This is a genomic window from Agitococcus lubricus (assembly GCF_003051055.1).
In the GTDB taxonomy this organism is placed as follows: domain Bacteria; phylum Pseudomonadota; class Gammaproteobacteria; order Pseudomonadales; family Moraxellaceae; genus Agitococcus; species Agitococcus lubricus.
This window is the reverse complement of record NZ_QAON01000033.1, coordinates 1-11841: the sequence shown is the minus strand read 5'-3', so window position 1 is coordinate 11841 and position 11841 is coordinate 1. Positions and strand designations below refer to the sequence as shown.

Below are 11841 nucleotides of genomic sequence, written 5' to 3'. Positions count from 1 at the left end.
AATTTTGATGAGTTCTTAGTCTCTTGTTATTGGACTCCTTTACGTTGTGATGATCCGTTAAATGGTGGTAAGGCTTCTTGGGGCAGTAGTGGGGCGCAAATTGGTTTACGTTGTAATCGTAACGCACGTATTAACAGCGTGGGCTTTGCCCCCAAACAAAGCCCAATTGCAGGGAAAGACTGGCCTTTACCACGGACAGGAATTAGCCAATTACGCACGCCTTCACCGATTCAATTAAGCAATTTAGCTAAGGCCAAAATTAACCCCGTCATTTTGGATAAGTTTAGTGATGGTAGTCGTTATACCTTCCGTGATTGTTTAACAATGGCACGTACTTTGGTGAGTAAGAAAAAGCTGATTAGTGTCGCGGATATGTCCACACACTTAAATCAGGTGTGTGTGCGTATTGTCAAAGATCATTTGCAAAAGGGTATGACCGTAGCGATTGCGCGTAGTCGTGCCCAGATTGAGCGTTTATTAAAAAATGCCGAAGCCAGTGGTTGGTTAGTGCCGAGTCGTGATCCGATGATGTTGGGCTTAACCTACACCTTAGAGTTAAAGCCTAATGAAGCGCGGCCTAATGATTGGATGGATGTGCGTTTAGCAGTGAGTTTTGATGGGGTGGCTCGTGTGGCCATTATTGAGCAAACGATTACTTGAGAGTAAAAGATAATGAGTGATTTACAAAAAGCATTGCGTGGTCGTTTATTAACACCCGCACAAGTTGAAGCCATTAAAACGGGTAAGCCAGTTCATCGTTTTGATGGTGCGAATGGCGAAGGCAAAGAATATAACTTAACGCTTGATAAGTTAGTGGCCATTGCTGTGATGTCGCAAATCCGTATCCAAGCGGCTAATGCGGTGCAAGTGTGGGCGGAGACTGACGATTTAGACAAAGACGAAACTTTGTATGATCGTTTAGATGCCTTGATTAGTGCGATTGCTGATGGGGGTATGGATTTAGACGGTGATCCAAGCACTGATGATACCAATGATATTTATATGGTGGCTATGCAGGCAGCCAGTGATTACATGGGGGCATTGGGTGCAGATAATGCCGATTTAGAGGCGTTGTTTAATGGCAATGATGATGCAGCGCGTAATGATGCGGCTAATCGTTTGTTAGAGTTTTTAGTGCAGACGTTGGGTGAAAACGAAGATACGATTGATGAAACGGTTGAAAAATTTGCTTTTGATATGAATAGTGAAGCCTCTATTTTTGATAGTGCCAACTTTAAAAAAGAAGTAGCTATTCGTGATGGTAAAAAGACGATTATTCGTAAACGTTTGGGCCCTAAGTTAAAACGCACTGCTAAACAAAAAGCAGCTTTGGTTAAAGCACAAAATAAGGCTCATAGTGGCCAAGCTAAATTGAAGCGTAATAAATCGCTGAAGTTAGGTCGGAAGATGGGGCTTTATTAACGATCTGCTCAATACCCTGTAATTTATAAATGGCCGCTTAGTGCGGCCATTTTTTTGGATATTCAAAAGTGTAATCTGAAAAAAGTAGTGTCTAAAAATGTGATTAATCTATGAAACTGTTGCCTATCAACAATACAACGACTTTATCACGTCAAACCTATGCACTACCAAGGTTTTTAGTCAAATTATATTGTATCTATATCCCCAATTCGTTCTAAAACTGAATGAATTACTGGTCTAACAAAGTATTGACTTTAGTTTTCCATGTTTGTAGTCGTTCATTTTGATTTTCAAATGCTTTTAATAAGTCAGCAGTGATAAATATGCCATTAGAACCATCATGATTGGTAACTCCAATAGAATATTTATTAGCAAAATGTAGCATAACTCCATGACCTACATCATTTACAACTGAGCGATCAGAATATAAACTAACCACCGATACACCACAAGCTACACTAATAGCAATAGGACATTTCTGCCACCAGTTGATACCCAGCCATTCGATAGCCAACGCTTCATTAGTTTGTTGGCCATCTAAGGCGTCGTTGACATTTTCAATGACAATATTAGGGTGTAAGAAAAAATATTGCTTTTCAGATGGCGGTACGAAATTAGATTGTCGTAATTTGTCTTTATCAATATAAGTTTGTAACATTAAATCGGTAAATGTTTGCGAGCGAGATTTATTGTAAAAATTTGCCCATTGTGTATTTTGAAACTTTAATAAAGGTAGCATCTTATCAATGGTAACTATTGCATTTTTAATTTTATAAGTATTAACAGATAAAGCCAAATCCTTTAAAACATCATCACAAGTATTTTTATAGCGTTTTTGGCAAAAAGTATCATTGGTATTTTGAAATTCGACTCTATCTGAGTTATTGCCTATAGTAAGTTCGTAATTAGAATTACTTGGGGTTGCATGTAGTGATTTACGATAAGAGAAGCTGGGGTATGATGGGGTTCTACTGATGGTATCCAAGTTGAAATATTGGGAAAAGTTATCAGTAAAATTAGTTAATTTATATCCTTGATAATCAATAGGATAGATGATTATATTATTATCTACCTCCTCAAAAGCGCGAGCCAATTCATTATGCCATGATTTTAAAGTGACATCATAGTCAATGGGGATGTTTTGCTCCATTTTGACTAGTGCATCAGAAAGATCGGCAGAAGCTTTATTTAAGTTTGGAAAACAATTTTTTTGTTCTACACAACTGTCAGCAAAACTCACAGAGCTTGTGAAACAACATAGCAGAATTAATGCTAATTTCATGAGTATTATTCCTTGTTTATTGAACTTATTGGGTTTTTATGGCTTTTTGAAAGGTTTCGCCTAGTTGTATAAAATCGCTGAGACTTTTAACAGATTTAGCTTTATTCTTGAGTTCAGTTAATAGGTTTTCTTTACCCAATAAAATTTTTATTTTGGCATTGCCTTCTTGCCACTCTGTAAGACTGGGCGAGAATTTTTGTGTACCAAGTGGTATGATTTGGCTAAGAAAAGGATATGTAACAGCAGGATCTTCAATATAGCCGCCAAGACTATGGGTATCAGTACGTGTAATTTTCTCGGTTAGGATGTCAATATAGTCTTTTTGCCAGATGTCTGGAGGAATCCAACCATCATTTTGTGATACTTTGAATGCGTAAGGAATGGTAAAAGGATCATATTTATGATGGATATTAGCGAAAATCTCTGTACAGCCATTACTATTGGCGCCTGGTTTAACAATAGTCGTAAGAGGATGGGGACTAATACTAGAAAAGCGTGATACTAAGACACTAACATTGGCAAACATCCAAATACTACGAAGTTTGTTATCTGTAGCGTCTAATGTATGTTTTTTACCACTTTTATCTATAACACCACCTGTATAGAGCTTCCACAGTACATCGTGTAAGACTGATGTGCCTAAAGAGTGGCCTAAAAGATGTATATTTTGTTGTTGTGCTGTAGCCTCCTTAATAATTTCAAGAAGTTTTAAAGCTACGTGATGACGCACGCGCTCACCTATGGCAGTCATATATAAAATGACATCTAACCAATGAGTATTGAAATTACTTTCTTGTCCTAAACTTTCTTCGGCATTCACAATATCACTCAGAAAATGCGGAGATAAGTTTTTATCATGATTTTTTAAAAATTGGCTAATAGGTTGATTTGCATTGCTAATTTTTTGACGTGTTTCCTCAAAGATGCTGTTATATTCAATAGGCTTAATAATTACACTATCTTCAATGTTGCGGCTTTCATAGTTAGGATAGCGACGTAATGCATTGTTAGCAGCATCGACTATTTCTTTTTTGAGCGAATCTTCGGTATGTGTACCCATGCCGTGAAGGGCGATAAGGACTGATTTGTTGTTCATAATATACTCCCTTATTTTTTAATGGTAGTAGTTAATGCCTAATGTAGTAAGCTAGTTATGATAAAAGAACATTGATTCGTTATTAACTAACAACTTACTTTAGTTGTATTTGCTAATATTTCAAGAGGTAAAGATAAAATATTGAGAAAAATAGTTATTAACTAATGCCCCAAAAAAAGGGGGCTTACCCCCTTAATAACTAACCTTTCCCATCGTAAAGCCAGTCACACCCATACACCACAAAGAGGGTGCAGACAGGCGTTTGGTGGTGTTATTTCAACCGCGTTTTCGGGAGCGACTCTAGTCTGCGGCTGTTATAATAATGACGAAAAAATAGGTGATTTTTTGAAGTTCCAGTAAAAAGCCCCGATTAAGGGGCTTTACTTTTTAATTACCCGCTAAGCGATTAGCAACGGCTTTAATAATATCGGGCAAATATTTTCTAGGTACACCATCACTACCAGCAATCAAGTTAGCGATGTTGTCTCTACTGGCAACAAAACAGTCATTAGGCACAAAAGTAATTTGTGGCTTGCCAGTGATAAAGTCAAATGATACCAACATACGGCTACTATCCATCATATCGGTGATAACAGCGCGAACAATGGCTTCTTTGTCAAAATTAGGCGCAACTGGTAACTTACCGCCAAGTCGGTTAATTTCGTGGCGCAATGCAGCAAAATAGTCCATAACCTTATTGGTTGTATCTCGGCTTATCATCACAAGATTGTTTTCGTGTTCTAAGGCTGGTTGTCCCACAAACTCGCCTACTACTTCACGGATATGCTCTAACATCAATTTTGGATTTTGGAGCGTGTTGGCAGGAATATCGTTGCAGTTTGGTTTAAGTTTTCTTTCCCATAACACAACACCGTTTTTGACCACTAAGTACCACTCACCGTCATTTAGCTTAAGGGGTAATTGTGTGGGTGTGTTTTTACGATGCCATTCAACAGCAAAGAAATAAATAGTTGCGAGTGCGTTGTGGATTTCGGCATGGGGAATGTCTGCTAACCGACCTATAGCAAAACGGCGAGTTAAACCGTTATACATGGACATATACAGCTTTTTGTTGCCTTTGCTGAGTTGGTTTAGGGTTTGGGAAAGGGTTTCAGTAGTGTCGGGCGATGTTTGGGCGGTTGTTTGTTTGTCGAGTATATCGAGTACCCATTTGCGAAAGGCTTTGGCAATTGGTGTACGGGCAAGCATAGCGATTAAATGTGCGCCACGTAAAGAAAAGATGCGTGTTTTTTGTTTGCCGCCTGATGTGTCTAGTTCAAGGATGGTGGTCATTTGATCGGTAAATTCGTCAGCGTTGCGGTCGTAGATTTTAGAAATAGCCGCATCTGGTTGGGAGTATCCCAAGGCACTACCAATTTGGTAGCCCCTTAACCAGCACATACCAGAAAAATCAATAATTTCAAAAACAGTGTTATCAAAAGTTAAAGCGTTGGTAGTCATAATGACACCTCTTGAGGATAGGTTTTTAACCTGTCACCCAAACCGCCAAGTGAGGGTGGCAGACCATGCAAGGTTGGCGGACTGGCCTCAAGTTCCAGCAGACTCGAAAGTCTCCCTGCATAGCCCACCAAAAAGCGGGCGCATAAAAACAGGCACAAAAAAACCGCTGAGCGCGGATTGTGTGCTCTTGAGGTGAAATCAGGCCGCCAAGCCCGACCGTACATGTGGTACGGTAAAAATAGTGTATAGCATAGAAGTTTAAGGAGCAAGGGGATTGTTGGTGGTAATTTTTTGATATATAAACTTACACTTAAATAAACAAGTCATTCTTTATGCCTAAAACATTAAAATACTAAAGGATAATTTAATGAAAGATATTACTAATCAAGCCTCTTACGATTTAGCCGAAAAAATTATTGCTGAGGTGTTGGCAACAGGTGCTAAAGAGTGTGATTTAAGTGATTTGCGTATTGAGGAATTGCCAGAGTCAATTAAACAGTTAACGCAGCTTGAAGTTTTAAGTTTGCGTGGATGTAAATGGTTAAAAAATATATTGGCACTTGAGGCGTTAACAGAGTTAAAACAATTGGATTTAAGCAGGTGCAGAAGCCTGAGAGATGTGAGCGTAGTGTCCCATTTATCGGGCTTACAGCAATTGGATTTAAGTGGGTGCGAAAACCTGAAAGATGTGAGCGTATTGTCCCATTTATCGAGCTTACAGCAATTGTCTTTAAGTTGGTGTTCAAACCTGAAAGATGTGAGCGTAGTGTCCCATTTATTGGGCTTAGAGCAATTGTCTTTAAGTTGGTGTTCAAACCTGAAAGATGTGAGCGTAGTGTCCCATTTATTGGGCTTACAGCAATTGTCTTTAAGTGGGTGTTCAAACCTGAAAGATGTGAGCGGGCTGTCCAATTTATCGGGCTTACAGCAATTGTCTTTAAGTGGGTGTTCAAGCCTGAAAGATGTGAGCGTATTGTCCCATTTATCGGGCTTACAGCAATTGTCTTTAAGTGGGCGCGAAAGCTTGAGAGATTTGAGCGGATTATCCCATTTATCGGGCTTACAGCAACTAGATTTAAGTTGGTGCGAAAATCTGAAAGATGTGAGCGTATTGTCCAATTTATCGGGCTTACAGCAATTGAATTTAAGTTGGTGCAGAAGCCTGAAAGATGTGAGCGGGCTGTCCAATTTATCGGGCTTGCAGCAATTGGATTTAAGCATGTGTTCAAATCTAAGAGATGTGAGCGGGCTGTCCCATTTGTCGAACTTACAGCAATTGGATTTAAGCGGGTGCAGAAGCCTGAAAGATGTGAGCGTAGTGTCCCATTTATCGGGCTTACAGCAATTGGATTTAAGTGGGTGCAGAAGCCTGAAAGATGTGAGCGTATTGTCTCATTTATCGGGCTTACAGCAATTGTCTTTAAGTGGGTGTTCAAGCCTGAATGATGTGAGCGTATTGTCCCATTTATTGGGCTTACAGCAATTGTCTTTAAGGCGGTGTTCAAGCCTGAAAGATGTGAGCGTATTGTCTCATTTATCGGGCTTACAGCAATTGTCTTTAAGTGGGTGTTCAAGCCTGAAAGATGTGAGCGGATTGTCTCATTTATCGGGCTTACAGCAATTGTCTTTAAGTGGGTGTTCAAGCCTGAAAGATGTGAGCGTATTGTCCCATTTATCGGGCTTACAGCAATTGTCTTTAAGTGGGCGCGAAAGCTTGAGAGATTTGAGCGGATTATCCCATTTATCGGGCTTACAGCAACTAGATTTAAGTTGGTGCGAAAATCTGAAAGATGTGAGCGTATTGTCCCATTTATCGGGCTTACAGCAATTGAATTTAAGTTGGTGCGAAAATCTGAAAGATGTGAGCGGGCTGTCCAATTTATTGGGCTTACAACAATTGGATTTAAGCGGGTGTTCAAGCCTGAATGATGTGAGCGGGTTGTCCAATTTATTGGGCTTACAACAATTGGATTTAAGCGGGTGCGATAAGTTAGTTGATGTTGAGTGCCTAAACAATTTAAACGAGTTGAGAGAATTAAAATGCCACAGTTTATTGTGCATATATTCAAGTCTTTTATTTAAACTGCCTAGACTACATATTTATCAAGGCGGATGTATTGATACTCCAGAAGAAATTACTAACCCGATTAACCATCATAATAGCTTTCCAAAAATAATCGCATGGCAAAAAGATATTCTTGCATCAGGTGAAGCACCAAACAACGAATTAAAGTTACTGATATTAGGTAATGGTCGAATTGGCAAAACTCAAATTGCTCGAAAGCTTCAACAACAACCCTTTGACCCCGCTATTGAAAGCACACATGGCATTATGTTGGGACACTTTGAAGTGTTGCCCGAAGAAGATGATAAACCCGCTGTTTATGCCAATCTATGGGATTTTGGTGGCCAAGATATTTATTTAGGTACACATGGCCTATTTTTAGACGAAAAAGCCATTTATGTGATTGTTTGGCATCCTGATTACGAAAATAATAATGAATATATCGAAAATGGCGTCCCTATGTGCAATCGCTCATTAGCCTATTGGTTGGAGTATGTCCAATCCTTAGCAGGAAAAGATGCACCTATTATTGTTGTGCAATCACAATGTGATAAAGAAAGCCAAGTAATCCCACCGCTTTTACCCAGTAATCATGGTTTTACACGTTTAAAAGTAAGCTCTTGTAGTGCAAAGGTGAGTTATGGTTTAGAACGTTTGCAACCAGAGTTAAAATCGGCCGCACGTCTATTATGTGAACGATATGAGGAAGTGAAGTTACCTAAAAATTGGCTCTCCGTAATGCACGAGTTACAACATAAGCGTGATAACGAAAGTTGCAAAACGATTTCGTATGATGAGTTTGAGGCATTGTGCCAAAACAATGGGAGTCAATATTCCTCGATTGTTGCGAGTTATCTGCATAGAACTGGTCAAGTGTTTTGGAGAGACGGTGCATTTGGTAATGATTTAGTTTTAGATCAAGCATGGGCGTTAAAAGGCTTATACGCCTTATTAGATAGAACTAAAACTTTACCAATTATTCAAAGAGAACTGGGACAATTCCATTTATGGCACTTAAAACAGACAGTTTGGAGTCAATACACTGAGCAAGAACAAAAACTTTTTATTGATATGATGAAGCAATGTGGCTCTTGTTTTTCACTAGGTGAAAATACGGATACATACATTGCACCCGATTTACTGCCTTCCGAGTGGTCTCAACGTGAAAGCGTACAAGATGTTTGGCGTAATGCGCAGCCTACAGCAAAGGTGGAGCTAAAATATCATTTTTTACATGATGGCATTATTAAAGCAGTATTGTGCGCCATTGGGGAAAAAGCAGGTCGTGCAGGTATTTATTGGCGAACTGGTGTTTGTTATTTTGATAGAGAAATTAGTGGTGCAGTTAAAATTCATGCTATTTATGCAGATACTCAGCGGACATCGCAACAAGGCAGCATTTGGATAGAAATAGAAGGTTCAAAAAGCCAACAATTAATCACTCATTTGGTTGAGTCGGTTTTGTCTATTCGTATTGGTAAAAAACCTGAAACCATTTGGCATATTGGTGCAGAGAAGAAAGACTCATCAGAACATGAGCATTTGGCCGAAAGATCACAAGAATCCTCAAAACCGTTTGATGCGATTAAACCAGATCAAAATTTGGGTGACAGAGCGAAACCCCTTGAAATTAGCTGTGTTGATAGACGTAAAACTAACAACCAAAACATTTTAGTCATAGCAACAGAATGGTCGTCTCATCATGGAGGGCTGTCAACCTTTAATCGTGAGTTATGTATTGCATTGGCTGAGATAGGTAAAACTGTACATTGTGTGGTTAAAGCCGCTGAACCAAAAGAAAGAGCAGAAGCTAAGGCCAAAAATATTGAATTAATTGTTGCTAAGAATGGTGACTTATCTAGAAAGTTGCCTTTAGACGCGAGTTATCAGCCAGATATTATTATTGGACATGGGCGAGTAACGGGCAGTGATGCAAAAGCGCAGCAAGAAGATCATTTTACTAATGCAAAACGTATTCACTTTATTCATACCGCAGCAGGGCAGTTAGAATGGTTTAAAGATAAACCCGATGCAGCTCAGCAAGCCGAAGCTCGAGAAAAAGAGGAGAAAGAGCTTGCTGTGGGAGCAAGTTTAGTTGCCGCAGTAGGGCCGCGTTTATATGATGAATTTCAAAATGTTTTAGATGGGCTAAAGCCAGAACGACGACCTGCAATTTTTGAGTTTCAAGTAGGTTTTAATAGAGAAGAGTCACGTTCTACTACGTGGCCGACGTTATTACATTGCTTAATTTTGGGTAGAGCTGAAGACGCAAAAATTAAAGGAATTGATATTGCAGCAAAAGCAATTCATGTATTAGATAAAACAGATTTAAGAGCAGCTCCAGAGCTTATTATTCGTGGTGCGCCAAGTGGCGAAGGAACAAAGTTGCAAACCAATTTAACAACAACTTATCCTAATTTATCGTTAAGAGTGCGAGAGTTTTCCGCCGACTTGGAAGATATAGCAAGCGATATAAGAAGAGCTTCTTTAGTCATAATGCCTTCTAGAACAGAGGGATTTGGTTTAGTTGCTTTAGAAGCTTTACGTTTTGGTACACCTATTTTAGTAAGTAATAATAGTGGTTTTGCACGCACACTTAAAAAAATATTAAAAGATGATCTCGAAGCCAATAGATATATTGTAGAAACACCCGATTCATTAGATGAAGCTGCTAACAATTGGGGTAAAAAAATTGCCCGTGAGCTTTACGATGTGCCAGCTTCTATTAATCGAACAAAAGAACTAATAGAAAAGCTGAGTGAGACACTGATCTGGAGTAAGTCCTGTCAAGACATGTTGGACGAACTTGAACGTGTAAGCCAAGTTAGCAAATAAAGAGGACTGATTATGTTTATCTCAGAACAGAATAACAACAAAGAAATTGAGAATTTATTACTTCCTGCCGAGCAACTAGATTGTGCGGTTGCCTTTGTTGGTCATGGTGCAGAGCAATATTTTAAAAATAAAAAATCTGCTCGGTTAATTTGTAATTTAACGACTGGCTCTACTAATCCAGACACCATTCAAGAATTACAAAAAATGGGTGTTGCGCTAAAAAATTGCTCCAATCTACACGCCAAAGTTTATTTAACCCCAAACACAATGATTGTTTCTTCATCAAACTTATCCGCTAACGGCTTGGGGTTAGAAGAGAAAGAGATTAAAGGCTGGCGTGAGTGTGGCGTTAGGATTGAAGACTCAAACGAAATCCGAAAAGCTCAAGAGTGGTTTAATGGCTTGTGGAATGAGTCTGAGGACATCACCGAAGAAATGATCGAAGCCGCCAAAATTGAATGGAAGAAAAGACGAATCGCTAGACCTAGAACAGACTTAAATCACAATTTTGTTGACTTGGTTTTAGATAAAAGTATTGAGTTAAAAAATAGAGAAATTTATTTCGCAGTTACGTTTGAATATTATTCTGATGAGGTTGATAAAAAGGTAAATGAACTCAAGCACGAATCAGATTTGATTGCAGTATATGAAGATTGGGACGATTTGCCAGAAAATGCTTATTTGATTGATATTTTTGTGGGGCCGCGTGGTGGAATACAATTTCATGGTATTTATAAAACTCCACAGAATAAAAAACTATTACCCATCACACTCGAAAGCGGTGAAAAAGAGAATCTGTTTGTTTGCTACGAAGTAGATGGCATAGATGACTACATAGTGAGTCTTTATGACATAAGATCTAGGCTAAAAGAATATTTAAGAGTGGCAATTGCTGAGTATTGTCCAAATAGAGAAGCTGCATTTTTTTCAGTAGATGATTTTATGCGTTTTATAGATTAGTTAACATGTAACCTACATCAAAACCATCTCCTAAAACCCTTCAAACTATCACTCAATAGCCCTTATTGAGTGATAGAGCCATGACCGCCACGCCTTTATTATTTGACATTAAAAACCTATCCACCGAAGCAGAAAGCATGAAACGACTCATTGAGTTATTTAGTGCTTTGGGTGAAAAGTTGGTTAGCCATGATGTTGAGAAAGCCTTAAAACGTACCGCTGGCATTAGCTACAAAGAAGTAGCTTTAACCTTTGCTGATAGTCAAACCGTGACTTTGTTAATCAAACAAACTGGCGATATTTTCAAAGTAAAAATTAATGGCAAAGAAGCTGCTTTACGCAATCAAGATGCCCACAAGCCCGAAGCCGTGATACAAGAAATTGCTCAACGTATTAAATCGAGCCGTACCGCCTATCAAAAAGCCTTAGCTGCCAAAACTAAAGCCGATGATGTAGCACAAGCTGCCAAAAGCTCAGGACTTAAAAATACTCAAAAGACAAGAGTATCTGCCTTGCAAGAACAAGTTAACAGCTTGGATGCCTTAATTGCCGAACGACAGCAATACAAAGCACAACTAGAGGCGGAGTTAGCAGCATAATGATACCTTTATCTAGTGAGTGGGGTGGTGAAAATTACGGCTTAAATAAGCATTTAATTGCCAAAATTTATCCTGTGAATGACGATGGATTAGTAGAAAATGCGGATTCTCAAACCGTAGT

8 protein-coding genes are annotated in these 11841 nt (G+C 38.9%); 5 read left to right on the top strand and 3 right to left on the bottom strand.

Annotation, left to right across the window (positions count from 1 at the left end; all coding sequences use genetic code 11):
• Together C8N29_RS16895 and C8N29_RS15860 are read left to right on the top strand one after the other, a co-directional pair.
• The coding region (locus tag C8N29_RS16895) for a hypothetical protein (protein WP_204509382.1) at positions 1–660 on the top strand (660 nt) is incomplete at its 5' end.
• 12 nt (positions 661–672) lie between these two features.
• Positions 673–1422: a hypothetical protein gene (locus C8N29_RS15860; protein ID WP_107867048.1), complete on the top strand. Its 750-nt coding sequence runs from the start codon at positions 673–675 to the stop codon at positions 1420–1422.
• 229 nt (positions 1423–1651) lie between these two features.
• Here the strand turns inward: C8N29_RS15860 and C8N29_RS15855 are convergent, their stop codons facing one another.
• From C8N29_RS15855 to C8N29_RS15845, 3 genes are all read right to left on the bottom strand, one after another.
• Positions 1652–2704: a hypothetical protein gene (locus tag C8N29_RS15855; protein WP_107867047.1), complete on the bottom strand. Its 1053-nt coding sequence runs from the start codon at positions 2702–2704 to the stop codon at positions 1652–1654.
• Positions 2705–2729: 25 nt separating this feature from the next.
• Positions 2730–3800: a hypothetical protein gene (locus C8N29_RS15850; RefSeq protein WP_146164489.1), complete on the bottom strand. Its 1071-nt coding sequence runs from the start codon at positions 3798–3800 to the stop codon at positions 2730–2732.
• A gap of 387 nt (positions 3801–4187) precedes the next feature.
• On the bottom strand, positions 4188–5261 hold the full coding sequence (locus C8N29_RS15845) for a BRO-N domain-containing protein (RefSeq protein WP_107867045.1): 1074 nt from the start codon (positions 5259–5261) through the stop codon (positions 4188–4190).
• A 367-nt stretch (positions 5262–5628) separates the two neighbouring features.
• Between C8N29_RS15845 and C8N29_RS15840 the strand changes: the two genes are divergently transcribed.
• The 3 genes from C8N29_RS15840 to C8N29_RS15830 all read left to right on the top strand — a co-directional run bounded on the left by C8N29_RS15840 (position 5629) and on the right by C8N29_RS15830 (position 11720).
• Complete coding sequence (locus C8N29_RS15840) at positions 5629–10161, top strand: leucine-rich repeat protein (protein WP_107867044.1); 4533 nt, start codon at positions 5629–5631, stop codon at positions 10159–10161.
• Positions 10162–10173: 12 nt separating this feature from the next.
• Positions 10174–11121 carry a phospholipase D-like domain-containing protein gene (locus tag C8N29_RS15835; RefSeq protein WP_107867043.1) on the top strand — a complete coding sequence of 316 codons (948 nt, stop codon included), beginning with the start codon at positions 10174–10176 and terminating at the stop codon, positions 11119–11121.
• 80 nt (positions 11122–11201) lie between these two features.
• A complete protein-coding gene (locus tag C8N29_RS15830; RefSeq protein WP_107867042.1) occupies positions 11202–11720 on the top strand; it encodes a defense against restriction DarA-related protein in 519 nt (172 codons plus the stop codon).
• Positions 11721–11841: the final 121 nt, after the last annotated feature.